General features: G+C 57.1%; 24 protein-coding genes. 9 read left to right on the top strand and 15 right to left on the bottom strand.

The window, feature by feature from the left end; translation table 11 throughout:
- Positions 1–333 precede the first annotated feature (333 nt).
- Positions 334–1347 (top strand): extracellular solute-binding protein, encoded by a 1014-nt coding sequence (locus PFY00_RS02775; RefSeq protein WP_271430984.1) that lies wholly within the window; start codon positions 334–336, stop codon positions 1345–1347.
- 55 nt (positions 1348–1402) lie between these two features.
- Here PFY00_RS02775 and PFY00_RS02770 read toward each other — a convergent pair whose 3' ends face one another.
- Entirely contained in the window at positions 1403–3025 is a 1623-nt protein-coding gene (locus PFY00_RS02770; RefSeq protein ID WP_271430983.1) for an ABC transporter permease, read from the bottom strand.
- 210 nt (positions 3026–3235) lie between these two features.
- Here PFY00_RS02770 and PFY00_RS02765 point away from each other — a divergent pair, with 210 nt between their 5' ends.
- Complete coding sequence (locus PFY00_RS02765) at positions 3236–4018, top strand: crotonase/enoyl-CoA hydratase family protein (RefSeq protein WP_271430982.1); 783 nt, start codon at positions 3236–3238, stop codon at positions 4016–4018.
- Between the two features lie 15 nt (positions 4019–4033).
- On the opposite strand, the gene PFY00_RS02760 is transcribed toward PFY00_RS02765, so the two are convergent.
- Entirely contained in the window at positions 4034–4498 is a 465-nt protein-coding gene (locus PFY00_RS02760; protein ID WP_271430981.1) for a MarR family winged helix-turn-helix transcriptional regulator, read from the bottom strand.
- 240 nt (positions 4499–4738) lie between these two features.
- Here PFY00_RS02760 and PFY00_RS02755 point away from each other — a divergent pair, with 240 nt between their 5' ends.
- Complete coding sequence (locus PFY00_RS02755; protein ID WP_271430980.1) at positions 4739–5491, top strand: FAS1-like dehydratase domain-containing protein; 753 nt, start codon at positions 4739–4741, stop codon at positions 5489–5491.
- Between the two features lie 22 nt (positions 5492–5513).
- On the opposite strand, the gene PFY00_RS02750 is transcribed toward PFY00_RS02755, so the two are convergent.
- From PFY00_RS02750 to PFY00_RS02740, 3 genes are all read right to left on the bottom strand, one after another.
- Complete coding sequence (locus PFY00_RS02750; RefSeq protein ID WP_271430979.1) at positions 5514–7832, bottom strand: DUF1989 domain-containing protein; 2319 nt, start codon at positions 7830–7832, stop codon at positions 5514–5516.
- 103 nt (positions 7833–7935) lie between these two features.
- Positions 7936–9300 carry a sensor histidine kinase gene (locus PFY00_RS02745; RefSeq protein ID WP_271430978.1) on the bottom strand — a complete coding sequence of 455 codons (1365 nt, stop codon included), beginning with the start codon at positions 9298–9300 and terminating at the stop codon, positions 7936–7938.
- Positions 9297–9965, bottom strand: a complete 669-nt coding sequence (locus PFY00_RS02740) for a response regulator transcription factor (RefSeq protein WP_271430977.1) — start codon at positions 9963–9965, stop codon at positions 9297–9299. Before PFY00_RS02740 ends, PFY00_RS02745 begins: the two co-directional genes overlap by 4 nt.
- Positions 9966–10120: 155 nt before the next feature.
- Here PFY00_RS02740 and PFY00_RS02735 point away from each other — a divergent pair, with 155 nt between their 5' ends.
- The 4 genes from PFY00_RS02735 to PFY00_RS02720 all read left to right on the top strand — a co-directional run bounded on the left by PFY00_RS02735 (position 10121) and on the right by PFY00_RS02720 (position 15358).
- Entirely contained in the window at positions 10121–11206 is a 1086-nt protein-coding gene (locus PFY00_RS02735) for a tricarboxylate transporter (RefSeq protein WP_408648442.1), read from the top strand.
- A 65-nt stretch (positions 11207–11271) separates the two neighbouring features.
- The gene (locus PFY00_RS02730; RefSeq protein WP_271430975.1) at positions 11272–13293 is read left to right on the top strand and encodes a tripartite tricarboxylate transporter permease; all 2022 of its coding nucleotides are present in this window, start codon (positions 11272–11274) and stop codon (positions 13291–13293) included.
- Between the two features lie 5 nt (positions 13294–13298).
- Entirely contained in the window at positions 13299–14393 is a 1095-nt protein-coding gene (locus PFY00_RS02725; protein ID WP_271430974.1) for a 4-oxalomesaconate tautomerase, read from the top strand.
- Entirely contained in the window at positions 14390–15358 is a 969-nt protein-coding gene (locus tag PFY00_RS02720) for a D-2-hydroxyacid dehydrogenase family protein (RefSeq protein ID WP_271430973.1), read from the top strand. The genes PFY00_RS02725 and PFY00_RS02720 overlap by 4 nt, the downstream gene beginning before the upstream one ends.
- On the opposite strand, the gene PFY00_RS02715 is transcribed toward PFY00_RS02720, so the two are convergent.
- Positions 15336–16364 (bottom strand): AbrB family transcriptional regulator, encoded by a 1029-nt coding sequence (locus tag PFY00_RS02715; RefSeq protein WP_271430972.1) that lies wholly within the window; start codon positions 16362–16364, stop codon positions 15336–15338. The genes PFY00_RS02720 and PFY00_RS02715 overlap by 23 nt on opposite strands.
- Entirely contained in the window at positions 16361–17002 is a 642-nt protein-coding gene (locus tag PFY00_RS02710; protein WP_271430971.1) for a GntR family transcriptional regulator, read from the bottom strand. Before PFY00_RS02710 ends, PFY00_RS02715 begins: the two co-directional genes overlap by 4 nt.
- A gap of 57 nt (positions 17003–17059) precedes the next feature.
- Here PFY00_RS02710 and tcuA point away from each other — a divergent pair, with 57 nt between their 5' ends.
- Complete coding sequence (gene tcuA / locus PFY00_RS02705) at positions 17060–18463, top strand: FAD-dependent tricarballylate dehydrogenase TcuA (protein ID WP_271430970.1); 1404 nt, start codon at positions 17060–17062, stop codon at positions 18461–18463.
- Positions 18456–19529 carry a tricarballylate utilization 4Fe-4S protein TcuB gene (tcuB, locus tag PFY00_RS02700; RefSeq protein ID WP_271430969.1) on the top strand — a complete coding sequence of 358 codons (1074 nt, stop codon included), beginning with the start codon at positions 18456–18458 and terminating at the stop codon, positions 19527–19529. Before tcuA ends, tcuB begins: the two co-directional genes overlap by 8 nt.
- A gap of 87 nt (positions 19530–19616) precedes the next feature.
- On the opposite strand, the gene rpmE is transcribed toward tcuB, so the two are convergent.
- The 8 genes from rpmE to rpsP form a co-directional block, all read right to left on the bottom strand.
- The gene (rpmE, locus tag PFY00_RS02695; RefSeq protein ID WP_271430968.1) at positions 19617–19838 is read right to left on the bottom strand and encodes a 50S ribosomal protein L31; all 222 of its coding nucleotides are present in this window, start codon (positions 19836–19838) and stop codon (positions 19617–19619) included.
- 11 nt (positions 19839–19849) lie between these two features.
- On the bottom strand, positions 19850–20230 hold the full coding sequence (gene rplS, locus PFY00_RS02690; protein WP_271430967.1) for a 50S ribosomal protein L19: 381 nt from the start codon (positions 20228–20230) through the stop codon (positions 19850–19852).
- A 213-nt stretch (positions 20231–20443) separates the two neighbouring features.
- On the bottom strand, positions 20444–21448 hold the full coding sequence (locus PFY00_RS02685; RefSeq protein WP_271430966.1) for a hypothetical protein: 1005 nt from the start codon (positions 21446–21448) through the stop codon (positions 20444–20446).
- A gap of 94 nt (positions 21449–21542) precedes the next feature.
- Positions 21543–22358: a tRNA (guanosine(37)-N1)-methyltransferase TrmD gene (gene trmD / locus PFY00_RS02680; protein ID WP_271430965.1), complete on the bottom strand. Its 816-nt coding sequence runs from the start codon at positions 22356–22358 to the stop codon at positions 21543–21545.
- A gap of 73 nt (positions 22359–22431) precedes the next feature.
- Positions 22432–23568 carry a hypothetical protein gene (locus PFY00_RS02675; protein ID WP_271430964.1) on the bottom strand — a complete coding sequence of 379 codons (1137 nt, stop codon included), beginning with the start codon at positions 23566–23568 and terminating at the stop codon, positions 22432–22434.
- 121 nt (positions 23569–23689) lie between these two features.
- A complete protein-coding gene (locus tag PFY00_RS02670; protein WP_271430963.1) occupies positions 23690–24499 on the bottom strand; it encodes a hypothetical protein in 810 nt (269 codons plus the stop codon).
- Entirely contained in the window at positions 24496–24999 is a 504-nt protein-coding gene (rimM, locus tag PFY00_RS02665; protein ID WP_408648432.1) for a ribosome maturation factor RimM, read from the bottom strand. The genes PFY00_RS02670 and rimM overlap by 4 nt, the downstream gene beginning before the upstream one ends.
- Before the next feature lie 227 nt (positions 25000–25226).
- On the bottom strand, positions 25227–25616 hold the full coding sequence (gene rpsP / locus PFY00_RS02660; protein ID WP_271430962.1) for a 30S ribosomal protein S16: 390 nt from the start codon (positions 25614–25616) through the stop codon (positions 25227–25229).
- Between the last annotated feature and the right edge of the window lie 46 nt (positions 25617–25662).

Genomic DNA, 25662 nt, shown 5'->3' with positions numbered 1-25662 from the left:
TGTCAGGTTGGATGTTCCGTCCATCGTTTGTCTCCTGTTCAAGCCGCTTAGGCGCGAGGAGCGAAGGGGAACCTTCCCTCACCGCAAAACGGCAAAGCAAGATCCCGGCGTTCAGGATGGTGGGTTTGGGAATAACCGATCTGGATCGGCGGCGACGCCATCGCCTGTCCCTGCAATTTCTTTAGTCGAGACTGCCTCATCGGATCAAGACTGTTTTTCACCAGAACTCTTCGGCCCGGATTTATTCTGAGTAATTTTGTCAGAAAGGCTTGCCCTTGTCAGGATTTCCTGTAATTGACAAAAACAGTAAGTTAATAAAATCAGGATACTCCGATGCAAAGCCTAACATCTGTCATCGCGATTGCCGTTGCAGCCACCGCCAGCGCAGCCAGTGCAGACAATGTCGTGAACCTCTATTCATCCCGTCACTATGATACAGACGAACGTCTTTATTCCGACTTCGAGGATGCAACCGGCATCACCATCAACCGCATCGAAGGCAAGGCCGATGAATTGATTGCCCGCATGACGGCTGAAGGCAAAAACTCGCCAGTTGATGTTTTCATGACCGTGGACACGGTGCGGATTACACGCGCCAAGGAACTTGGGCTTTTGCAATCGATCAACAGTGATGTGCTAGAGGCAAAGATTCCGGCAAATCTGCAGGACAACGAAAACCAGTGGTTTGCCTTTTCCAAGCGCGCACGGATCCTGTTCTATGACAAAAACGATGTCTCAAACCCGCCAATGACCTATCAGGATCTGGCCAAGCCAGAGTACGAAGGCATGGTTTGCATCCGGTCGTCTTCGAACGTCTATACGCAGAACATCGTCGCTGCGATGGTTGCACACTTGGGCGAAGAGGCCACAGCTGACTGGGCCGAGGCCGTTGTGGGCAACTTTGCCCGCAAGCCACAGGGCGGTGATACAGACCAGTTGCGTGGGATCGTTTCGGGTGAGTGCGACATTGCGATGTCCAACACCTACTATTTCGCCCGCGCGCTGCGCCGTGATGTTTCCGGCGTTTCCGACAGCATCGATACCATTGGCTGGGTTTTCCCCAACCAGGATGACTTCGGCGCCCATATCAACATCTCAGGCGGTGGGGTTGCGACACATGCCCCGAACAGGGACAACGCCATCAAGTTTCTCGAGTATCTCGCCTCGGAACAGGCACAGGATTATTTCTCTGCTGGCAATGACGAATACCCGGTTGTTCAGGGCGCACCACTGGCCGAGTCGGTGCAGGCCTTGGGCGACTTCAAGGAAGACGACATTCCGTTATCCGACATTGCCCAGAACATCAAAACCGCCCAGCGCATTCTGGCACAGGCTGGCTGGAACTGAACGTTCTTCTGAAATTCAACAATACGCAGGCGCGCCATTTGGCGCGCCTTTTGCTTTAGCGGCCTTGTCGGTTTCCGATGCGCATGCATAGCAGGATGACCGGAAGCAGCCCAATCGCTGCAATCATCAGGCTCGGGACGGCCGCCCCCTCCAATCGCTCATCAGACGCCAATCTGAACGCTTGCACAGCAAGCGTGTCATAGTTGAACGGCCTCAGGATCAGGGTCGCAGGCAGCTCTTTTACGGTATCGACAAACACGATCAGCAAGGCCGTCAGAATACTGCCCCGCAACACCGGAAGGTGAATGCTGCGCACAGTCCCCCAAGCCGTCCGGCCAAGCACCCGGGACGCCGCATCCACATTATGCGTCACGGTGGAAAGGCCGCTATCATAGGATCCGATGGCCGCTGCCAGAAACCGGATCATGTAGGCCGCAATCATCAGCCAGATAGATCCTGAAATCAGCAATCCGGTCGACACGTTGAACCAGCTTTCCATCCGGGCATCCAACCAGTTGTCGAAATTGGCAAAGGGCACCAACAAGCCTACGGCGATCACACCGCCCGGCACTGCATAGCCCAACCGCCCAACAAACAGCGCTGCCAGCGATGCACGCCCGGAATACACGCGATTGAACGTGCCCAGCATAACCGCCGCTGCGACGGTCAGGACTGCGGCAATCACGGCTAACATCAGCGAGTTGTGAATGAACCTCAGATAGCGCGGGCTGAAAATGTCCTGTTCAGATCTCATACCCATCAGGAACAGGGTAACGACAGGCAGAACGACCCCCAGCAGAACAGGCAAGGCGCAGGCAATTTGCGCTAACAGGGCTTTCCCGCCGGTCAGCTGAAATCGAACGAAAGTTTCCTGCCGCCCTCGTGTCGCATAGGTGGCCCGGCCCCTGTTCATATACTCCAACCCGGCAACCAGCAGTGCAAAGGTCAGCAGGCCCAGCGCCAATTGCGCCGCGGCGCCGCGATCCCCCAACCCAAACCAACTGGTGTAGATCCCGGTTGCAAAGGTCTGGACACTGAAATGCGCAACGGTGCCAAAATCAGCGATGGTTTCCATGACAACCAGCAAGGCGCCGGCGGCGATGGCGGGGCGAGCCATGGGCAAAGAAACCCGCACAAAAGCCCAAAGCGGCGAATGTCCCAAAGAGCGGGCCGCATAAAATGGCGTCGCGGCCTGCAAGATGAACGCCGTCCGCGCCATTAGATACACATAGGGGTACAGAACCAGCGTCAGCATCAGGCTTGCACCGCCCAGCGATCGGATTTCAGGAAACCAATAATCCCGTGGTCCCCATCCCATAACCGCACGCAACGTGCTTTGAACGATGCCCGGATGATCAAGGACGTCAGTATAGGCGTAGGCTAGCACATAGGCCGGAAATGCGAGCGGTACGACCAGCGCAATTTCCAGAATGCGGCGTCCACGAAACTCACTCGTGACGACCAACCACGCTGTTACGCTGCCTATAACGATACTGCCTGCTGCCACCAGCACGACCAGAACAAGTGTCGTCCAGGTGTAGCGCCACAGGACTGTCTGGGTCAGCTGCACCAGCGTATCGACACTGCCAAACGCAGCAGCCGCGACTACGCCGACAATGGGCAGCAGGCAAATCGCTGCAACCAATAGGGCGCTCCAGGAAATGAGTGTCTTGTCCATTGCGTTGTCGGTGCCTGACGTGGGTACTGACCTCATGTAGCTTGGAACCGGAGCGACGAACAGTCCCGATGATTATTGTCGGGATTAAAGGCTGCGTCGTAAAGCTGCAGATAATTCGCGCTTTTCGCGCAAAGGCTGTCACCAATCCGCTATACAGAAAAACCGTTACAGACTATAACAAATTACAAGTGCGCTCAGGAAGGTCCAGAAATGTCGGAAAAACCCGCAGACAAAGACGTCATCCAAATCCGGTTGGACGGTGATATCGCCACGCTGACCTTTGACAGACCGGACAAGCGCAATGCGATGAACGACGCGCTTGTGGATGAGCTAGACGCCTTCTTCTCAAACCCGCCGGAGGGCATCAACGCAGTTATTCTGACAGGCAGCGGCGGGCACTTCTGTTCCGGATTGGATCTGGCAGAACACGAACAGCGCGAACCAATCGCTGGCGTTTATCATTCGCGCAACTGGCACAGGGTTTCCGACCTTATCGAATTTGGCGGTCTGCCTGTGATCTCTGTTCTGAACGGAGCGGTTATTGGCGGCGGTCTTGAAATCGCAGCATCGACCCATGTGCGCATCGCAGAACCAGACGTCCGGTTTCAATTGCCCGAAGGCCGGCGCGGCATTTTTGTGGGCGGTGGCGCCACCGTCCGCGTCGGGCGACTGATCGGGGCAGATCGTATGCGGGAAATGATGTTGACCGGTCGCAGTTATGGTGCAGATCAAGCGGTCCCCTTGGGACTGGCGCACTACGCAGTAGAGGCAGGCGAAGGCATGCCACTGGCACAGAAACTGGCCCGCAAGATCGCGGACAACGCGCCGTTCTCGAACTACCTGATGATGCAGGCTATTCCGCGCATTCAGGACATGCCCCGCGCAGAAGGGCTCTTCACCGAAAGCCTGGCAGCCGCCATGTCCCAGACATCTGATGGGGCAAAGGAAGGGTTGCGCGCGTTTTTGGAAAAACGCCCACCAAAATTTCGCTAACCGCGCGTGAGATCCTCAGGAAACCTCGTTTTTCCGAACTTTCCGCAGCAGGTCCAATAGCGTCTTCTTTTCAGACTCGCTCATGTTCGAAAACACGTCTTGCTCGTGGGCGCGCACGGATGCCATGGCCGCGTCATAGGCCTGTTGCCCGGCTTCTGTTGGCACAAGCGCCTGTACCCGGCGATCGCCCGGCACACGCGCCCGCGCAAGGAGCGCCTTGCTTTCGAGTTCATCGACGATTGCGACCAGTCCCGATCGCTCAATTCCCATTTTTCGGGCAAGCGCACTTTGAGTGATGTTGGGAAATTTGACCGTCAGCGCCAACGCGGTGAAGACACGCGGAGAAAAGCCACCTTCGCCCTGCGCATCCCGAAAGCCGGATTGTACAATGATGTAGGCGCGCTTGAGATTATAGCCGATCAGATCTTCCAGATCGGTCGCCCCGTTATCCGAGGCTTCCTCCAAAGCGTGTTTGGACATCGCACGTCTCCTACTTGATTAAAGCACCATATCGGCAGTTTGTTACGAGGGTAAACAATTATTCCTTGAACAGACTTGTCCGATCGGTTGCCTGCGGTTTGCAGAACGCAATTTGCCGCTATACCTAACCTGTTCGAGGTTTCGAAACGAAAAGGCACAGGCGTGACAAGCACACTTCAGGATTGGGTCGGCCGAACAACACAGAGCGTAGACATTCTCAGATGTCAGCCCTCTCAGTTCATGCAGGCAACACTGGATATCGAACCGAGCTTGCAGGATGGCGATACCCTCCCGCCCTTGTGGCATTGGCTGTACTTTCTTGAAGCAAAGCGGGCCAGCGAGTTGGGCCGCGACGCACATCCGAAACGCGGCGGTTTTCTACCACCCGTTGCCCTGCCTCGTCGTATGTGGGCCGGCGGACGGCTATCCTTTGAAACGCCGCTGATCATCGGTCAGGAAGCCATCAAGAAATCGACAATCAAATCGGTCCAAGAAAAAGACGGTCGGACCGGAAAGCTGTGTTTCGTCACCGTTCAACACGAAATTTTCCAGAACGATGTGCGCGCGATGACCGAAGAGCATGACATCGTCTATCGCGAAGATCCGGATCCCGCTGCGCCAACGCCCACACCCAAGGCCGCACCAGACGACGCTGCATTTTCTGAACGGGTTTCACCTAATCAGGCATTGTTGTTCCGGTATTCTGCCCTGACCTTCAACGGCCATAGAATTCACTACGATGTCGACTACGCGCGCTCGGTCGAAGGATATGACGGATTGGTTTTTCATGGGCCTCTGACCGCCACTTTGCTGGTCGATCTGGCAGCAAGACAAGTCGGCAAATCGCCCAAGACCTTCACCTTTCGGGGGCTGGCCCCAATCGCCGGGCTGACTGCATTCTCAATCGAGGGACGTCGGGCCAATGACACCGCAGAGCTTTGGGCCAAACGGCACGATGGCGCGCTGGCCATGTCTGCGCAGGCAACCTTTTGAAAACGGGTTTCATCAGAAGCCGCTACGCCCGCGCCCTTTCCCGTTTCGGATCGTAAAATGGAATCGTGGTCACCGTTGCGCTGAGCCGTTTCATCCGGCCATCCAGTTGGCCGACCTCCAGTTCGACTCCGGGCTCTGCATGCTCAACGGTCAGCCGCGCCATGGCAATTGCCCGTTCAAACATCGGCGATCGGGTGGCCGAGGTCACAATGCCCACCTGCCTTTCATCCGCGAAAACTGGCGCGCCAGATGCCGGAACATCGTCGCAATTCAGCAAAAGCCCACGCATCACACGCCTCGGTGCAGTTGCATTCCGAGCCAAAGCCGATTTCCCGATGAAGTCCTGTTTCCGCATATCCACTGCGAACCCCAGACCGGCCTCCAATGCGTCATGGCCCGGCGCGAATTCGGACGCGCTGGCCAGACCTGCCTCGATTCTGATCATGTCCAGCGCTTCTGTACCCATCGGCTTCATGCCGTGTTCAGCGCCCGCCTCAGAAAGAGCATCCCAGATATCCAACGCATCTGACTGCGCGCAAAAGATCTCATAGCCCAGTTCACCTGTGTACCCGCTCCGCGCCAACATGAAGGGCGATCCCTCGCGCGTGTGCAGGCGCGCAATCGTGACACCAAACCATTTCAACTGATCCAGCGCGGGCACATGCGGCTGCGTAAAGACAACCTTGCGCAATATGTCCCTGGATTTGGGCCCTTGAAGCGCCAGATTTGGCAGCGATCCGCCAAGATCGTGAATGCGGACCTGAAATCCGCCATCCTTGGCCAGTTTCTCCAACCACCGGGCACTCTCTTCTGTTCCACAGCACCAGCGGTACAATTGAGGGCCAAGCCTGAACAAGGTGCCATCGTCAATCACTTCGCCGCTTGAATCGCACATCAGTGAATACGTGCCACGCCATTGCGCCAACCGCGCGATGTCTCGGGTCATAGCGTTTTGCAGCAAGCGTTCAGCATCAGGGCCGATCACGTCTACCTTGCGCAGGCTGCTCATATCCTGAAGCGTCGCCGCTTCACGACAGGCCCAGTATTCCCCAATGCTCCCATCAGCGGGAAAGGAAACCGCAGCCCATAAATCGCGGGCTGGCGCGAAATGCTCGGTCAGGGCCGAAAGGCGCGGATGAAAGGCAGAATGTTGACTGATCTTCATCGCGGCATCTTCTTTTTTACGATAACCCACAGCCCGTTGAATACGGGTCTCCGGACTATAAATCCGGACGTGGATATCTGTGGGGTTCCAACCATTGATCGGGTCAATGTCATCTGGGCAGGCTGTCGTGACACAGGCCATGTCATCCATGGCCTGAAGCGCAACATAATCCCCGGGACGGGAATGGGATTCTTCGGTCTGGATCTGGTGGTGCGCATCCATCCACGTATTCCAGAAGAAATTGATTGCAGGCCAAGCCGAGCGGCGGGCCACACCAAATGGCGCCAAAGCCTCGGAAATATTATCAGAGCAATTCAGATGGCCGGGGTAACCGCGTTCCTCGTACCCACGAGCCGTGCAGGCGAGACCAAACGTGTCGTGTCGTCCACAGGTGTCTTGCACAACCCGGAACAACGGCCGCATTTCTGCATCGAAAAACTTGTCCAGCAGACCGGGGCCGGGATAGGCCCGTCGCACCATGGAACGGGTTGCCGTGCTGTCGATCGCCCACTCTTGCCCCTTGTCCAAACCACGCAGCCGAAGCGCCTGAAAATCAGAACACTGCTGCCCCTCGGCATCGATGATCTGGACATAGTCGCCTGCGTGCAATTCATAGGCGCGCGCGGTTCCACGGCCGACCGTGAATTCCTCACGAATGTGACCGAGCGGATCGGGCAACGCGAACCGGCCTTCGGCCGCCTGATGCCAGTATTTGACCGGGCCAGCAGCGTCGCCCAAGACCAGCCCGTCTCTTTCCTGCAGATGTGCCAGCCAAATGGTCATTGGCTCGGATACTCGCAGTATTAGAGGCTCATCCATCGTATCCAGAATGATGGCGGACAACGCATCGGCTTCTCCGCCTTTCGCCGTGATCCAACCGAGCAATGCCGCGCTCTCGAACGCGCCTAGGTTCAAAGGGTGCAGTGCGCCCAAACCGATAGCGGCTTCGCGTCGCTCACCACGATGCCCAAAGGCCAGAAGCGCCACACGGCCTGCATGGCGCGTCACATCAATTTGAAACAGATCCCCAGCGGACAATTCCAGTCGCTGGGCCGCGCGCGGATCCAATTCACGAACGGGGCTCGAAGAAAGCGCGGCAAATCCTGCAAAATTACGGCCGCCACTGTTGTGGCCGATATTCGAGAACTCGTGGATCACTTCCTTTTCAGGAATCATGCGATGCTCCAATGGATCGCGTGTCGGTGAGCTCAGTATCAAAGGAAGCAATTTCTTCTGTCAATTAGACCGTACCCCAGATCGCCGAGATTCTTTCCATCAATCACGCAGCGGCCGGCAATGTGACCTGAACGGCCAGGCCTCCATCGTTGTCCGCCAAACTGATCCGACCATTGTGTCCTTCCACAATCGCACGGACTATCGACAGTCCGAGACCCGTTGATCCAGCGTCGTTCAACTGAACGAAACGGATCATGGCACGCTCCATATCTTGTACTGGAATGCCCCGGCCATTGTCTGCCACGGCGATTACATGCTCGGTTTTGCCGCTGCGAACCGAGACGCGAATTTCGGACAGATCCGGCCCGCCATGAGAACATGCATTGTCTAGCAAGTTCACGATGGCCTCTCTCAACATCACCGGATCAGCCATGACGTTGGCCGGCTGTTCGCCAAGATCCAGATGAAGCGCGATTCCATCCGGCCCGAACCGCTTGTCTGCCTCAAGCCAGTTGCCAAGCGAAGACTGCAAATCGAGTTTGGTGAATGCTGTGGCCTGCGACAGAGACTGAGCGCGTTCCAACATCAACAAACGGCTACTCAGATCCGCCGTTTTCTGTGCTGCATCGAGAAGGTCACGTGACCTTTCCCGAACCTGTTCGTCCGTTCTGGCTGAAACAACAGACTCGGCCAAAGCAAGAACACCAGCAATCGGATTACGCAGTTGGTGCGCGGCGTTTGCAATGAATTCGGACTGCGCTGCCATGCTTCTGGAAACCTGATCGAACAGGCTATTCAATGTGGCGACAATCCCTTCTGTTTCAGCCGGAACCGCCCGTTTGATCGGAGACAGGTCACCACTTGAACGCTGCGCAATGGCTTGCTCAAGGTCCAGCAAAGGCCGCAAACCGATCCTGACCCCAAACCAGACGATCAAAGCCAAAGCGACAAGAATCGACATCGAAACCACCAAAGAACGCATCATCAGATCTCGGACAAATGCCTCGCGCACGGCGCTGTCTTGCCAAACCGTCGTGGTGAATAGCCCGGTAAAGCCTTCGATCTGCGTGCGCGTTTGCAACCGCACGCCACTGACATCCCGGCCGAGGTATGCTGCCCGAAAAAAGGTTGGCTCTGCGCTTTCTTCGCCTGTCCGGGGAATACCAACAGGCGGTGTGGCATAGCCCGCAACGATAACACCGTCCGGAGCAAAAACGTGATAGAACACCTGCCCGCCAGACGTGCTGGACAGAATATCGCGTGTGCGCGGCGACAGGGCATCCCCGCCCGAGATTGCAACGTCGTTTGCAACCGCAACAGCGGCCGAAAGCATGGATTTGTTGAAAACACCGTCCGCTGTTTCGCGGGCCCCGTTCAACTGCCACAGCCCGGCAATCAAAGCGACCCCCAGAACAGGGGGCAGAATGACCAACGTCAGACGCGCCCTAAGCGAAACGCGACGTGTCATCCCCGGGCCTCAAGAGAATATCCAATGCCGCGTTTAACCGAGATGGAAACCCCGTGCGGAGCGAGTCGTTTGCGGAGCCGCGAAATGTAGACCTCAATCACCTTTTCGTCTGCGTCCGCACCCGCACCGTAGACGGCGTCAAGCAGCTGCGTTTTGCTGATCGCAGATGCCGAACTGCGGGCCAGTGCCGAAAGCACAGAAAGCTCACGACGCGGAACATCCAAAGGGCCATCCGGAGCAATCAGTTGCAGCGGTTCCAGCTCCAATTCCAGTGCGCCCAGCGCAATGCTGCGTCTTGGTGCGACCGCACCGCGCCGCGACAAGGCCCGAACACGAGCAACCAGTTCGTCCATTGCAAAGGGTTTGACCAGATAGTCATCCGCCCCCGCATCAAGCCCGACAACCCGGTCTTCGGTTTCGCCTCGGGCTGTCAGCAAAATTACCGGCCTGTGATCATTGCGGGCGCGCATGTCGCGCAGCACATCCAATCCTGTCTGGCCCGGCAAATTGATGTCCAGAACCACAAGATCGCTTTCCTCCTGCCCCAGAAAGCTCGACGCCTCCAACCCGTCAGACAAGGCGTCAACGGAATGCCCTTCATCCTGAAGGCGGTATGTCAGGCCCTTGCGCAAGCCTTCATTGTCTTCGACCACGGTTATTCGCATAGCAATCATTTTTCGCGGGGATGAAGGCTTGATGCAAGCTTCATCCTCTAGGCTGCCAGTACGAAGGCGGGAATCACCCGTTTGAGATTTGTGATCTGATCAACCGGATCATGTATTGGGAGGAAACTATGAACTTCATGAAAACCACGCGTCGCGTGGCAATGAGCCTTGTGGCCGCAGCAGCGGCAAGCTTTGCGACCTCTGCAACCGCAGGCGGTCACGGCATCGACCTTTCCGGGAAGACCGTGGAGTGGGTAATCCCCTTCTCGGAAACCGGCGGTTCGGCCAAATGGGCCAACTTCTACGCCCCGCTTCTGTCCGAAGCGCTTCCTGGCCAGCCAACAGTTGTCGTCAAGTTTATGCCGGGCGCGGGATCAACCAAAGGCGCGAACTGGTTCCAGGAACAGTCTTTTGAAGACAGCGAAGGCACGCTGATCTTTGGCTCGTCCGGCTCCACTCAGTTCCCCTATCTTCTGGGTGATCCGCGCGTTCGCTATGAATACAACGATTGGAACGTTGTTCTGGCCTCGGGCACAGGCGGCGTTGCCTATCTGCCACCAGAACTGGCTGGCAAAATGGACGGTCTCGATGCCTCTGGTCTGCGGGACACAGATTTCATCTATGGCTCGCAAGGCGCAACCCGTCTTGACCTTGTGCCGCTGCTGGCATGGGAAATGCTGGGTCTGAATGTTGAGCCTGTCTTTGGCATCAAGGGTCGCGGCGACGGCCGCCTGATGTTCGAACGCGGCGAAGCAAACATCGACTACCAGACGTCGTCGTCCTTCCTGAAGGGTGTGACACCTCTGGTCGAAGCAGGCACAGCGGTTCCAATGATGTCCTGGGGCGCACTGGACGCCGATGGCAACATTGTACGTGACCCGACATTCCCAGACATGCCAACGTTCAAGGAAGTTTGCGAAGCCACAGACGGCTGCGAAACATCCGGTGAACAGTGGGAAGCATGGAAAGCATTCTTTGTTGCGGGTTTCCCGGCACAGAAAATGGTCTTCCTGCCCGCAGGCGCGTCCGAGGATGCCATCGTGACCTACACGGCCGCGTTTGAAGCCGTCAAAGCCCGCGCAGACTTTGCAGAAATCTCATCCGGCCGCCTGGGCGTATACCCACAGATGACCGGTGACGAAGCCACAGGCGCACTCGCGAGTGCGACGCAAGTTCCGCAAGCGGCCAAAGACTTTGTCGTTGGCTGGCTCAAGGATCGCTACGGCGTTTCGCTGAACTAAAGACCGCGCGCGGGGCGGGCATTGGCCTGCCCCGCGCCAATGCGTTTAACCTGAAAGTCTGAACCATGGACGTGCTCTCTGTTGCACTGCCCGCGTTGTCCGACGCCGCGGGACTGATCGCGCAACCCATTGTGCTGGGCTACCTTGTGCTTGGCGTTGTGATGGGCCTTTGTATCGGCGTGTTCCCCGGTCTGGGTGGCATCGCGGGACTGTCGCTCTTGTTGCCGTTTATGTTCGGGATGGATCCCGTTCTGGGCCTTGCGCTGATGATCGGCATGGTCGCGGTGGTTCCGACTTCAGATACCTTTGCCTCTGTTCTTATGGGCATTCCCGGCTCATCCGCCAGTCAGGCGACCGTTCTCGACGGGTTCCCAATGGCAAAGAAAGGCCAAGCGGCCCGAGCCTTGTCGGCTGCCTTTGCCTCCTCGTTGTTTGGTGGATTGGTTGGCGCTGCTTTCCTGACGGTATTCATACTGGTCGCACGCCCCATTGTATTGGAGTTCCGTACACCGGAATTGTTGATGATCACGATCTTCGGCCTGTCGATGGTCGGCATTCTGGCGGGGCGCGTTGCACTCAAGGGCATCGCCGCCGCTGGTCTTGGCATGATGATCGGCACCATCGGAGAAGGCGACAGCGCGGGAGAACTGCGCATGGCGACCTACGACATGCCCTATCTGATCGACGGTTTGAAACTGGTCATCGTTGGATTGGGCATTTTCGCCATTCCTGAAATCGTCGCACTGCTGCGGCAGGACCGTGCAATTTCTGATCGCAAACCGCTGGGCGGTGGCTGGCTGTCCGGTGTCAAAGACTGGTTCGCCAACATCTGGTTGTCTGTTCGCTGCTCCATCATCGGCGTGGTTGTCGGTGTGATCCCCGGTCTGGGTGGTTCTGTCGTTGACTGGATTGCCTATGGGCACGCAGTCCAGACAACAAAGGACAAGTCCAAGTTCGGTTCTGGTGAAGTGCGCGGCGTGATCGGGCCAGAAAGCTCGAACAACGCGAAAGAAGGTGGCGGTTTGGTTCCGACGCTGCTCTTTGGTATTCCCGGTTCCGGATCGATGGCGATCTTCATTGGCGCGATTGCCCTGCTGGGCTCGGGTAACATCGAGGTCGGGCCTTCGATGCTCAAGAACAACCTCGATATTACCTACGCCATTGTCTGGCTGCTCGCGCTGGCCAATGTGGTTGGCACCCTGATCTGCATTGCTGCCTCTGGCGGTATTGCACGGCTGACAACGATCCCCTTTTCGCTTCTGGCGCCTTTCCTGTTCATGATCATCGCCTTTGCTGCGTTCCAGTCTGGGCAGGATATTCTGGATCTTGTTGCGCTCTTTTCGATTGGTCTGCTGGGCATTCTCATGCGGCGGTTTGATTGGTCCCGCCCTGCGTTTCTGATTGGTTTTGTCCTCTCCAACCCGGCTGAAACCTACGCGAACCAGGCAGTCCAAATTGCGGCTTCCCGTTTCCGCAAAAGCTTTGAAGAGGGGCTCGACTACATCTTTTCGCCGATTGTGATCGTGCTGATCATCATAACGCTTCTTTCCGTCGTCATCGGCCTGCGTCAAGCCAAGTCGATCATGGCCGAGGGCGAAGTCAATTCAGGCGGCAAGCGCGCGCCTATGATCTTCCTTATCGCCGTTCTTGGCTATCTTCTGGTGGCCTACACCAACGCAGCCATGATTCCGGACTACGCCAAGGCCGACCGCGTGTTCCCAACCTTTGTTGCTGGTGTCGCGATTGTGGCCTGTCTGATCGTCCTGATCCAGATGATGCTAAAGCCGGAAACACATGCGCTGTTCGCTGACCGCGAGGCCGAAGAGAAGAATGAACACGGCCTGTGGTCGACGCTCGCTTGGTTTGCAGGTCTGCTGGCATTGACCGCGCTGCTGGGCTTTGTGCTGGCGCTGGCGATATTCCTGTTCGCCTTTATTCGGGTACGGGCGCGTCGCAGTTGGGGTTTTGCCGCCCTCTACACCGTCGCAGGAATCGGGTTCATCTGCATGATGGCAGGGCTGCTGAACCGCGATTTCCCGGCAGGATTGCTGCAGGATCTCGTCAAGCTGCCATGGCCGCTGGGATAATCACGATGTCTCAAACGGCCCTTCCCTTTCACTTCATGCGCGGCGGAACATCCCGCGGGCCCTATATGCTGCGATCCGACTTGCCGTCGGATCCTGACGAACTGGCCAGAGTTCTGATCGCCATCGTTGGTTCAGGCCACCCGCTGAACATCGATGGAATTGGTGGCGGGGCCGCTGTGACGACAAAAGTGGCGATGCTGTCCAAGTCCGATGATAACTGGGCCGATATCGACTATTTCTTTGCCCAGGTCAGTGTTGAGGATCGCACTGTCGATTTCAAACCCACTTGCGGAAATATATTGGTTGGCGTCGGGCCCGCTGCGCTTGAAATGGGGCTGATCAAACCGAATGGGCCTGTGACAGAGGTTAAAATACGCGCTGTGAATACGGGCGCGCGTGTCGCCGCGCAGGTCAGAACCGATGAACAGTCCGTGATCTATGACGGCACTGCGCAGATTGATGGTGTGCCCGGAACGTCTGCTCCGATTGATCTGATGTTCATGGACGTGACCGGCGGTGCAACCGGATCCATGTTTCCAACAGGTCGGCGCATTGACGTGATCGATGGGATCGAGGTGAGCTGTGTCGATGTGGCGATGCCCATGGCGATCGCCCGCGCAGAAGATTTCGGGCTGACCGGTCAGGAAACCGCGACTGAGCTGGACGAAAACCGCGCGTTTTACGAACGCATGGAACCAATCCGCATCGAGGCAGGACGCTTGATGGGAATGGGTGATGTTTCAGGTTCCGTGACACCAAAGTTTGGCGTTCTGGCGCCGCCCGTGGCAGGCGGCCACGCCCTGACCCGGTATTTCATGCCAAAGAACTGTCACCCCAGCCTTGCCGTGACCGGGTCACAGTGCCTTTCGGCCTGTCTGCTGTGCCCCGGCACTATCGCAGATGGCATCCTCAGCGCTCCTCCAACGGGGCCGCTGGACTTGAAACTGGAACATCCAATGGGTTTGCTCGACGTCAGGATGGACTACACGCGCGGCCCGGACAACACGTTCGAGGTAAAGTCAGCCGGACTGACCCGCACCGCACGCTTACTGGCGCGCGGCGAAGTCATGATTCCTCGGACGGTATGGGCGGGGCCATGAAAGTTCACATTCTGGATGACTGGTTCGACACACTGCGCTCTCTTCCCTGTTATGAATTGCTCGCGGACCACGACGTTACCGTTTGGACGGATCATCAACCTGACCCCACGGCCCTGGCCCAACGCATCCATGACGCCGAGGCATTGGTTCTGTTTCGAGAGCGGACCAAGATCGGCTCTGAACTCCTCAATCAATTGCGCAATCTGAAATTGGTTTCTCAACGCTCGGTCTATCCGCACGTTGACGTCGAGGCCTGTAGCAGAAACGGTGTCCTGCTTTGCTCAAACATGCATTCTGGCACACCGTCCTATGCCGCTGCCGAAATGACACTGGCGCTCATGCTGGCCAGTTATCGTCAAATCCCCGAACAGGTCGCGTCCCTGCGTTCAGGCAATTGGCAGGCCGGCGTCGGTCGCACCCTTCGCGGCCGGACGCTTGGTCTTTATGGATACGGACGTATTGCCGGGGCCGTATCCAGCTATGCAAAAGCCTTGGGCATGAACGTGCAATGGTGGTCTTCAGAAGAAGGCCGCAAACGGGCCACAGAGGATGGCGAATGCGTCGCGCCCAGCCGGGACGCCTTTTTTGGAACCTCGGACATTGTAAGCCTGCATGTGCGCCTGAAGCCCGGCACACGCGGAATAATTACGGCAACCGATCTGGCAAACATGTCACCCCGAAGCCTGCTGGTGAATACATCAAGGTCAGGCTTGATCGAACCCGGCGCGCTCGAAGCCGAAATCGCACGAAACCGGATCTATGCCGCCGTTGACGTGTTCGACACTGAACCTCTGCGCGACAGCAATCATCCACTTTTGACGCATCCCAAAGTGATCGCCACACCGCACCTTGGGTATGTCACCGAAGATGAATTTGACCTGCAATTCACCGACATATTTGAACAGGTGAACGCCTACGCAGACGGCGCCCCAATCCACATGATCAATCCCGAAGTCTGGAGTTGAACAAGCGGGCAACCACCGGCGCGCCGAGAATGACAACAAAGATTCTCAGCACATGGTGTGCGACGACAAAGGCCACATCAGCCCCAACGATCAAGGCAAGGACCGTCAGTTCGGCCTGACCGCCCGGTGCAAATGTCAGAAGGGCTTCCATCCCGGGCGCGAGCCCAAACCCATAGACGATTTCGACAAATACAAATGTCAGCACCATAAGTACGACGCAGAAACCCATGCCTGCCGCCAGATCGCGCCTGACTTCTTGCATCGTGATGCCCGCGTATTTGCATCCTATGCCCATGCCGATAAAAAACTGCGCCGCCCAGATCGCTTCGGCAGGCGGTCGATTGTGCAAGCCGCCCGCCAGCGTCACCAGCGCGGTTAGGATCAGCGGCCCGAGTATTGAGGCCCCGAACATCCCCAACCTTTTGGCAATTTGCCAACCGCCAATTGCGCAGACCACCATGGTTGCCAATTCGATCAGAGGAACCGTCGATGCCGGCACGCCGGGTGGGCTGGTCAGATCCGCGTTCCAGAACCCGCGCAGAATGAACGGCAGGCTGACAACGATCACCAGCACACGAGTCGCGTGGATCAAACTGAGCGTGCGCACATTCGCGCCAGCCTCTTCGCCAAACACGATCATATCCTGCAATCCGCCGGGCATGGTCGCGTAATAGGCTGTCGGAAAATCGTAGCCGCATATTCTTTGGAAATACGGCACGCCAATCAGACCGATGACCAACACCATGACAGGCACCAATATCAGTGTTGGCCACATGGCGGGCAGGCTGATCAAGACGGCAGGTGTGAGGGTCGCGCCAACCGCCACACCCAGAATTGTGCGCATCGCTTGGTTCACAGGGGTAACACCTGCCATGGGGATGCCAACAAGCGCTGCAACCAGACACGCGGAAATCGGCCCCAACAACCACGGCAACGGCAAAGCCATGCCGTGGAACGCAGCCACTCCAAGAGCAGCGATCACAAAGGCATTCAGAACGGGCATCAATTGCCCTTGCTCCGCAACCGGTGCAGCAGCGACGTTTGCAGATGCCCTTCTGCCGCGGCACCGGCAGCTTCGGCGTCACCTTCCCTGAGAGCCGTGATTATCGCGCTATGCTGACGCACGACCACATCGATCCGTTCAGGATCGGTGTATGTGGTTGGACCCAGCAGCAGCAAAGCGTTGTTCAGCGCCCTCGAGGCTTCCAGCAGAAACCGGTTACGCCCCGCAAGGTAAAGTCCGCGATGGAAGTCCTGATTGATGGCCGCGCCAAGCGCTGGATTGTCCCGTTCGGCAGCGATCCGATCATTCATGACCTCCAAGGCATCAAATTCTGCCGATGCGCCGTGCTTGGCGGCCATTTCCGCAGCCGTGCGTTCGAGAACCATGCGCATTTCATAGAGTTCGACCACCTCTGTATGGGCCAGCGTCCGGATCACCGCCCCAACGCGGGGACGATGCTCGACGATCCCGTCGCTTTCAAGACGGCGCAACGCCTCTCGTATTGGTGTTCTGGACAACCGCAACCGCGAAGCGACGTCCTCTTCGCGCAACCGATCACCGGGCGTGTAGGTGCCCATGCGTATTTCGCCTAGCAAAACATCATAGGCTTGCTCACCACTCGATTTCTTTATATCAGACATCTCGCTTGCTCTTTGTATCCATCTGGATACAAAGAGGCATAACGGAGAGCTGGGCCCATGTCAAAGCCAGGAACAGAAGACCACAACCTCAAACCCGATGTCTTGGTGATTGGCGGCGGAAATGCAGCGATGACTGCTGCGCTGCAAGCGCGTGAAGCGGGCAAATCCGTGACCGTCATCGAAGCCGCGCCCAAAGCGTACCGAGGCGGGAATTCCAGACACACGCGAAACTTTCGATGCATGCACAACGGTCCGCTTGGCGTTCTAACCGGCGACTACGATCCAGACGAGTATTTCGACGACTTGCTAAAAGTCACGAAGGGCGACACTGACCCGCAGCTCGCCAAACTCGCAATCGAAAACTCCGAGTCAGCCTATCGTTGGATGGAAGCCCACGGCGTGCGGTTTCAACCGTCATTGTCCGGTACATTGTCGCTCTCTCGGACCAATGCGTTTTTCCTCGGCGGCGGCAAGGCATTGGTCAACGCCTACTACGCCCGCGCCGAAGATGCCGGGATCACAATCTTGTACGACGCGCACGCCAATCATCTGGAAATCAGCAATAACCAAGTGACCGAGGTTTGGGTGAGCACCAAAGCACAAGAGCTTTGCTTCAAACCGGCTGCCGTTGTTGTCGCGTCAGGCGGCTTTCAAGCGGACACCGATTGGCTGGCACGCGCTTGGGGCCCTGCGGCCAAGAACTTCCTGATCCGCGGCACGCCCTACAATCGCGGGGTCGTCCTGAAGGACCTGCTGGATCAGGACATCCAAAGCGTCGGCGACCCCACGCAATGTCACGCCGTGGCCATTGACGGCCGTGCCCCGAAATTCGACGGAGGGATCGTCACGCGACTGGACTGCGTCCCCTTCTCCATCGTGGTGAATCGCAATGCCGAACGCTTCTACGACGAAGGCGAAGATGTCTGGCCCAAGCGTTATGCGATCTGGGGTCGTCTGGTGGCAGCGCAACCGGATCAGGTGGGTTACGCGATCATTGATTCCAAGTCCCGTGACCTTTTCATGCCTTCGGTTTTCCCGCCGATCGAAGCAGATACGATCCCCCAGTTGGCAACCAAATTGGGGCTGGCACCTAACAAGCTGGAGCACACGATTGAAACCTTCAATGCGGCCTGCAAACCGGGCCCGTTCAAACCAACCGAATTGGATGGGTTGTCGACGCAGGGATTGAGCCCGGCAAAAACAAACTGGGCGCGTCCAATCCATGAACCGCCGTTCTACGGGTATTCACTGCGCCCCGGCGTGACATTTACCTACCTCGGTCTGAAGGTCGACCAGACCGCGCGTGTCTCGGGAAAACAGGGCCCGATGGAGAACCTATGGGCCGCCGGGGAAATCATGGCAGGCTCAATTCTTGGCCAAGGTTATTTGGCTGGCTTTGGCATGACCATTGGCACGGTCTTTGGACAAATCGCAGGAAGAGAGGCCGCCACTCATGCTTAATACGTCTTCGAACGAAACCTACGAAGAGGCACGCCGGCAGCTGCAGATCTGCAATGCATGCCGCTATTGCGAAGGGTACTGCTCGGCCTTTCCCGCGATCACGCGGCTGCGCGCTTTTGCAGACGGTGACATCACCCAAATCGCAAACCTGTGCCATAACTGCCGGGGCTGCTATTATGCCTGCCAATACACAGAACCCCATGAATTTGCGCTGAATCTGCCGCAGGCGCTGGCCAAAACGCGAACCGAGAGCTGGCAAGCCCATTCATGGCCCGCCCCGCTTGGTGCGGTTTTCCAGCGGAACGCAGTCTCAAGTGTTTTCATCACGATTGTCGCCGTGGCCGCATTGATGCTGTTGATCCGTGCGTTGCCTGCCGCCTCGGGGGACGGGTTCTATGCGGTGCTTTCGCATGGGGCCATGGTCGCGCTTTTTGCACCGCTTTTCCTGTTTCCTCTGATCTGCCTGTTCGTTGGTTTGAAACGCTACTGGAAGGACATCGGCGGTGAACGCATCACGCTGGCGCATTTAAAAGACGCGATTTCGCAAGCCGCTACTCTCAGGAACCTGTCCGGCGGACATGGCGAAGGGTGCAACTTTGAGTCTCAGGATCGGTTCAGCCAAGCCCGCCGCCACGCGCATCACGCGGTGATGTATGGGTTCTTGTTGTGCTTTGCCTCGACCAGCAGCGGGACGCTCCTGCACTACGGCTTTGATTTGCCAGCCCCCTACGGTTTCTGGTCATTGCCTAAACTGCTGGGGCTTTCAGGTGGTTTACTGATGACCCTTGGCTGCATTGTAATGCTTACGTTGAAAGCCAAGGCGGATGCTGCGCTTTCAAACCCCGAAACACACGGCGCTGATCAGGCATTTGTTGGCCTGCTGGGTTTTGTCGGGGCAAGTGGGCTGGCGCTCTATGGTTTGGGCAGCACCGCGGCTATGCCAGCGCTTTTGGCACTCCATCTGGGGGCAGTCGCAGCCTTTTTTGTGCTGACCCCCTATACCAAAATGGCGCACGGATTTTTCCGTCTTGCGGCATTGGTACGCGACGCTCAGCAAAGACCCTAAAACGGCCAACTTGTTGGCAATAAGCCCTAAACGAAAAACGCCGCCCCAGTTGGGACGGCGTAAATTCTTGGGTCACACAGACTTCGATCAGAAGCCGAGACCTTCGTATTTCTTCTTGAACTTGGAAACACGGCCACCCTGGTCCATCAGGCGCGAAGTGCCGCCGGTCCATGCAGGGTGAACGGTTGGGTCGATATCCAAGGCAAGGGTGTCACCCTCGCTGCCCCAGGTGGTGCGCACCTGAAAGATCGTGCCATCGGTCATTTTGACGTCGACGATGTGGTAGTCGGGATGGATGTCCTTTTTCATATCGCCGGTCCTTATGCCTTGCCCTTGAGGGGCTTGTAGTTGACGTCTTCTGCGATACGGGCCGATTTGCCGCGACGCGAACGCAGGTAGTAAAGCTTGGCGCGGCGCACACGGCCACGACGCACAACGGTGATCGACTCGATGTTGGTCGAAAACAGCGGGAACACACGCTCCACGCCTTCACCAAAAGAAATCTTGCGAACGGTGAACGAACCAGAGATGCCCTTGCCGTTCTTACGGCTGATGCAAACACCTTCGTAGTTCTGAACACGGGTACGGGACCCTTCGGTCACCTTGTAGCCAACGCGAATGGTATCGCCGGCTTTGAAATCGGGAATTTCTTTCCCGAGCGAGGCGATTTGTTCCGCCTCAATCTGTGCGATCAGGTTCATCTGATCTACTCCTTATTTACGCGCGGTTTGCCCGCGGATGATGTCTGATCAGAGCTTTGCCCACGAGCAGGACAGAGATACATCAGCTGTTCTTTGTTTTCGTGTAATCTGCATGGCAGAAGCACACAACCAAACAGGACCGAGTCGCCCCGGTCCCTATGGATGCGCCGATATAGGCAGATCGCGGCTGGCGATCAAGAACAAAGTCTATGTTCAGCCGTCGCCAAAATGCTCAAGCTGCCCGGTTCCGGCAGCGCGCAATTGATCGGCGGTTTCAGCCATCAGTGTTGCGTGTTTGGCAAACCTATCCGCCAGCGCATTAGCGTTGCCTTCGAACGAGATCGAATTCAGCTCTGCTTGCAGGCGTTCACGGGCCATCCACGCAACATGGCGGGCATATTCTGCGCTTGCCACGGCTTCGGGATCGACCAATGACAACTGATCGAAACGCGAGAAATCGGGAAAGGTAATGTCGCGTGGAACATAGCCGTTGACCATTGTAATCCGGCGTCCCGGCGCACGAAGCCCCTTGGCCCGATGCACGACCATATTGCCCTGCTGCAAGACGGCATGCCCCGGCCCAGGCATATCCGGCGCTACGATTTTTGCTGGATCAAGCGGTTTGCCTGCCTTCACCAGCGCTTCGACTTCATGTTTGGTTCCGCGGTAGTATTCGAATTCTCCACCTTCCACAGACCGCGGATCGGTTACGAACATGACGAAATCGATACGCAGCGTATCGACATGCCATTTATCGACGTTCTTGCCCACTTCCAGCGGGTTGTAGTTCAAGTGCCCCTGCTGATGAGGAAGCGTGTGCGGCAAGAGCGGACATCCACTGATCTCGGACATCGCTTCGGTTAGGTCCGTGCTGGCACAGAGGTCACGCAGAAAGCGGGATCGGTACACGCCGCCACGAACATTGCGGGCGATGCGCGCGTTGCTGGTGGTGAACTGCTCGAGCTGGCTCGCTACATCCTGCAGGCACGCGACACCTTCGTCGCTGAGCACACGAAAGATGGATGTTACGGCAAAATCCGTGGGGCAAGCCGCGATGTCTTCTTCTGAATACCCAAAGTCGCGCAGGCTCTCGACCCGATCAGGGCGTTCAATCTGCAAATGACGGCGCGGATCAAACTCTGGCTCTTTTTCAAGCGGCTCAAATCCGTCGGGAGCCTTGTCGGGAAAAGCGAGCGGTTGCGCTAGATATCCGGTCATATCGATTCTCCTGTCTCTGCAAGGCAGGATAGCCGAGAACCCTGGCGGCCAATCCCTCGCACGCGACACGATCAGTCGCTTGCGAGCATCCCGGCTAGTCCTCGGCCTTGCGCTCTTGGTGCGCTTTCCACAGATCTGGACGACGGCTCTGGGTCAATGCTTCTGACTGCTGGCGGCGCCAATCGGCGATTGCGCCATGATTGCCTGACAACAGCACCTCGGGAATGGGCAGGCCCTGCCATTCAGCTGGCCGCGTATATTGCGGATGTTCCAGCAATCCGTCTGAAAAGCTTTCTTCCTCGGTGGATTCTGCATTGCCAAGCACACCGGGCAACAGCCGAACGGTCGCATCCAGAACAATTTGTGCGGCCAGTTCCCCACCGGTCAGAACATAGTCACCAACCGAGACCTCAGTAATCCCGTAGTGATCGATCACCCGTTGATCCAGCCCCTCGAAACGACCGCAGATAAACGTCGCGCCGGGCGTTTTTGCCAGACTGCGCGCCATGGCCTGCGTGAACGGCTTTCCGCGCGGGGACATGTAGATGACCGGTCCCGGTCCGCGCCGCATGGCGGTCTCGACCGCCCGGCCCATAATGTCAGCCCGCAGAACCATCCCGGGGCCGCCACCCGCAGGGGTATCATCCACATTTCTATGCTTGCCTTCACCGAAATCGCGCAGCCCAATGGTATTGAGCTGCCAGCGTCCATCCTTCAGGGCCTTACCCGTCAAGGACATGCCCAGAATGCCCGGGAACGCCTCAGGAAACAGCGTGATGACCTGAGCCTGCCAAGCCCGCGCCAACTGGGCGTCCGTGCTCATCAGGTCGCGCGGCTTCAATGATGCTTTGATCGTTTTGCGGCCGTGTGATTTCCCGGCGGACTGTTCGGGATTGGGCGTGTCTGGCATAAGAGGCTTCCTCGTTTGCCACGTCCCTAATGCCGTTGGCCACCAGATGACAAGATCAGCCTGCTTTCAGGTATCAGACAGACGGCTCAGAAACCGGTTGAATGTAGTCTTCCAAAAGGGGCGCGCGCGTGGGCTGACCCGTGGCCAAACACCAAAACGTTCGATCCCGTGGTCGTCGTCCTCGATATTCGGTGAACATTCCGCAAGGGTCTGACAATCGCGGCCCTTCAGTCAATTCCGCCAATGCAGCTAGGGTCGCGGAAAGCCTTGGGCCATCCTTGGCAACGGCATCTACAGGATCAAGTGCAAGCCGTTGATCGGTATATTGACCGGCATTCCAATTCGAGACGATTTGCAAAACCGCATCTGCGAACGCCAGATCACCGTTTGTAGCAGCCCGAACCACCCGGTCACCAGCGACAAGCTCTGACAGATACAAGGCGACCGTCGCCTGATCGCATTGCGGCTGCTGAACACACCAGAGCGCAGCTGCCCTTTGGTCCGCATCACTACGGTCATGATTGGCCACGATGTGATGCCACAGATCGACATCAGGGGCCTGCATCGCCAATAGCGTATCCAGCATGGAAACAGTGCCCAAATTGTTCTTTTGTACGGTTTCCCAGAGTTCAGTCGTCGTCCAAAAGGCCGCCATTTCGCCGTCAAAAACTTCGCGAACCTGGCCGATGCCCGCAATACGATCGCGCATTTCGAGCACAACATCAGGATGCCGAAATTTCTGTGCAAGCGCACCCGCTTGGTCCGGCGGCAAGCGCAGCAAACGTTGCAGAACAAACAGATCAGTCAGCTCGTCAGAGCCGAGTCGGTTTAGATCAAACACGCCATGCGCTCGCATCACTTGTTTCAATGCAGCGGCAATGGCGTCTTGGACCCGCAAAGGCGCACCATCGATTGTGTCCGGCGCAACCTGCAAAGCCTGCGACACGGCCCTGCGCATGATCGAAAGCGCCGGCAGGTCGAGCGACGGGCTATCCAGTGCGCTTTTGTGCAGCAATCTGTTTTCCGGGTTCTGAGAAGTGCGGGCCGATGTGCGTGAGGCTCGTTCAATACGAAGCGAAGCGACCAAGGCATAGAGACTTCCGGCCCCGCCAACGGCCACGGCAATCGGCAAACTGAGCGCGGTCGCAGACCCCATAACTGTTGCCAAAAGAGGGCCAAGCGCCAATCCGGTCAGGAAAATTCTGTGCACCGAAGACTCCAAAACGCCAGTACAGATCACAATCGAATAGGGCGAAAATGGACTCACAATATGGCAGTTTGATGTTAGCCAGATTGGATTTTATCTAAATTTCAGAGACTTATAGAAACAATCAGTCGTTTTCTGACTGTTTGTTCGCCAATTGGCGCAAAAGCTTCTTGGCGGCGCGCAAATGCCTGTCTTTGAAACCAGACCGGTTGAGGGCCAGGAAAACATCTTCCAGCCCCAGATCAGGCTGCACGTTTTCGGGCGGCAACATCCGCAGCTTGCTGCGTGTCACCTCGGGAATATCCAACAAGTCCATCAAAGGGGTCAGCGGCCCAAGTGGTTGGTCTTTGCTCTCTTCCAACGGCAAAGCAGCAACGGCGGCGGCCGGACTAACCGCCTCGGCAACCTCGTCCAAGACCACCGGCAGGTCCGCTGCCGGAGCAATCTGCTGGCTGTAGTCTTCGAAATCCAGATCGAGACGCGTGCTGCGCAGGTTCTGCCAATAGGTCGACCGCAGCCAATCTTTGCGTCCCCGCGTGGAAAAGTAATACGTCAGGGGTACTTCGTCTCCGAAACGGGTGCGGATGCATTCGGTCAGCTGCGCCATGATCAGGCTGGCAGCGTCATACCGATCCAACCCATGACGCCCCGGCAGATGACCAGAAAGGTCCTCGGACGACATCAGGATTCCGCGCGGATCATCCGGGTTCAGCCCATCGAAAAACGCACCTGCGGCGTCGGCAATCCCCAGAATAGTTCGTGGGTTCGGATCCACCGAAAAGACGCGGCATGCATCTGTCAGCTCCTGAAAGTCCGGCCTCAGATAGCAACGAACCTGTCGCTCCAGAATGCGCCGGTTTGTGTGGATCAGGGATTGGACACTCGTCGTTCCAGTTTTGTGAAATCCGGCATGAATAACGATCCGGGCTGTCATTCTATCAAACCCTCGGGCGGATCTGCGATCAAACGGCCAGCTGCCAAATCCACAGTGGGCACCGCAGCCTGCGTGAATGGCAATAGCACCGTTTTGCTTTGACCCGGCATTGCCAGTTCCAGCAAATCATCCGCGCCATGATTGTGAACAGCGCGCACAGTGCCCAGCGTTGCCCCGCCCGTGTCCACAACAGTAAGACCGATCAGGTCGGTATGGTAATATTCATCGTCAGGAAGAGACGGCAACCGATCCCGCAAAGCGAAAAGTCGCGTACCGCGCAGTTCATCTGCCTGCTCTTTGGTCAGAACGCCCGACAAGCGCGCCGCAAAACCCTGTTTGATTTCCCGGGAAATGGTCACTTCGAAACTGCGTGAGCCATCTTCGGTTGTGAGAGGTGCATAGTCGGCAATTGCGGAAGGATCAGAGGTAAAGCTTTTCAGCCGCACTTCTCCTTGCACGCCAAAGGCACCCGCTATTGCTCCGACACAGACGCGTTCCATTATCGCGGCTCCATGCACAAACCGTTTTCCATGATGCCAGCCCGTTCTGCACAACGCTCGGTTTCCGACATCCTTTCCCAGAATACGCCGACCACAAAAGCAGCGGCCAAAAGGAATGGAAGACGGATCAGGCGAAACAAAACGTCACTTTCCAGCTAGCAAGGCACCGGTGGCAGAACAAACCGCCACCGGAGATTTTACAAGGGGCATGTGCCCTGCCAAGCGGATTATTCCGCAGCGGCTTCTTCTGCCGCAGGCTCTTCCGCAGGTGCTGCTGCTTCAGCTGCCTTGGCTGCTTTTTCTTCGGCGCGTTCCTGTGCTTTCTTGCCAGGGACGGCCTTCTCTGGGTTGTTGCGCTCTTTCTTCTCAACAACGCCAGCCGCTTCGAGGAAACGCGAAACGCGATCCGTGGTCTGGGCGCCCTGACCCAGCCAGTACTGAACGCGCTCGAGATCCATTTTTACCCGCTCTTCGCTGTCTTTGGGCAGCAGTGGGTTGTAGGTGCCCAGCTTTTCGATGAAGCGACCATCGCGCGGCATACGGGAATCCGCAGCAACGATGCGATAGAAAGGACGCTTTTTAGAGCCGCCGCGGGCGAGCCGGATTTTGATAGCCATGAGTGTTTCTCCTTTGAATGGCTTGCGTAGGATGCGTGATGTCACG

It is taken from the genome of Thalassococcus lentus (assembly GCF_028023555.1).
Lineage (GTDB): Bacteria > Pseudomonadota > Alphaproteobacteria > Rhodobacterales > Rhodobacteraceae > Thalassococcus_A > Thalassococcus_A lentus.
Note: the sequence above shows the minus strand (reverse complement) of the source record. Positions and strands in the feature narration are given on the sequence as shown.

Coding starts and splice junctions, on each gene's coding strand:
- PFY00_RS02745 (WP_271430978.1), bottom strand. CDS start 9,300: ATGACACGTCGCGTTTCGCTTAGGGCGCGTCTGACGTTGGTCATTCTG.
- PFY00_RS02765 (WP_271430982.1), top strand. CDS start 3,236: ATGTCGGAAAAACCCGCAGACAAAGACGTCATCCAAATCCGGTTGGAC.
- rpsP (WP_271430962.1), bottom strand. CDS start 25,616: ATGGCTATCAAAATCCGGCTCGCCCGCGGCGGCTCTAAAAAGCGTCCT.
- tcuB (WP_271430969.1), top strand. CDS start 18,456: ATGCTTAATACGTCTTCGAACGAAACCTACGAAGAGGCACGCCGGCAG.
- PFY00_RS02730 (WP_271430975.1), top strand. CDS start 11,272: ATGGACGTGCTCTCTGTTGCACTGCCCGCGTTGTCCGACGCCGCGGGA.
- PFY00_RS02760 (WP_271430981.1), bottom strand. CDS start 4,498: ATGTCCAAACACGCTTTGGAGGAAGCCTCGGATAACGGGGCGACCGAT.
- PFY00_RS02670 (WP_271430963.1), bottom strand. CDS start 24,499: ATGACAGCCCGGATCGTTATTCATGCCGGATTTCACAAAACTGGAACG.
- rplS (WP_271430967.1), bottom strand. CDS start 20,230: ATGAACCTGATCGCACAGATTGAGGCGGAACAAATCGCCTCGCTCGGG.
- PFY00_RS02750 (WP_271430979.1), bottom strand. CDS start 7,832: ATGATTCCTGAAAAGGAAGTGATCCACGAGTTCTCGAATATCGGCCAC.
- PFY00_RS02770 (WP_271430983.1), bottom strand. CDS start 3,025: ATGGACAAGACACTCATTTCCTGGAGCGCCCTATTGGTTGCAGCGATT.
- tcuA (WP_271430970.1), top strand. CDS start 17,060: ATGTCAAAGCCAGGAACAGAAGACCACAACCTCAAACCCGATGTCTTG.
- PFY00_RS02740 (WP_271430977.1), bottom strand. CDS start 9,965: ATGCGAATAACCGTGGTCGAAGACAATGAAGGCTTGCGCAAGGGCCTG.
- PFY00_RS02710 (WP_271430971.1), bottom strand. CDS start 17,002: ATGTCTGATATAAAGAAATCGAGTGGTGAGCAAGCCTATGATGTTTTG.
- PFY00_RS02725 (WP_271430974.1), top strand. CDS start 13,299: ATGTCTCAAACGGCCCTTCCCTTTCACTTCATGCGCGGCGGAACATCC.
- rpmE (WP_271430968.1), bottom strand. CDS start 19,838: ATGAAAAAGGACATCCATCCCGACTACCACATCGTCGACGTCAAAATG.
- trmD (WP_271430965.1), bottom strand. CDS start 22,358: ATGCCAGACACGCCCAATCCCGAACAGTCCGCCGGGAAATCACACGGC.
- PFY00_RS02775 (WP_271430984.1), top strand. CDS start 334: ATGCAAAGCCTAACATCTGTCATCGCGATTGCCGTTGCAGCCACCGCC.
- PFY00_RS02755 (WP_271430980.1), top strand. CDS start 4,739: ATGCAGGCAACACTGGATATCGAACCGAGCTTGCAGGATGGCGATACC.
- PFY00_RS02685 (WP_271430966.1), bottom strand. CDS start 21,448: ATGACCGGATATCTAGCGCAACCGCTCGCTTTTCCCGACAAGGCTCCC.
- rimM (WP_408648432.1), bottom strand. CDS start 24,999: ATGGAACGCGTCTGTGTCGGAGCAATAGCGGGTGCCTTTGGCGTGCAA.
- PFY00_RS02720 (WP_271430973.1), top strand. CDS start 14,390: ATGAAAGTTCACATTCTGGATGACTGGTTCGACACACTGCGCTCTCTT.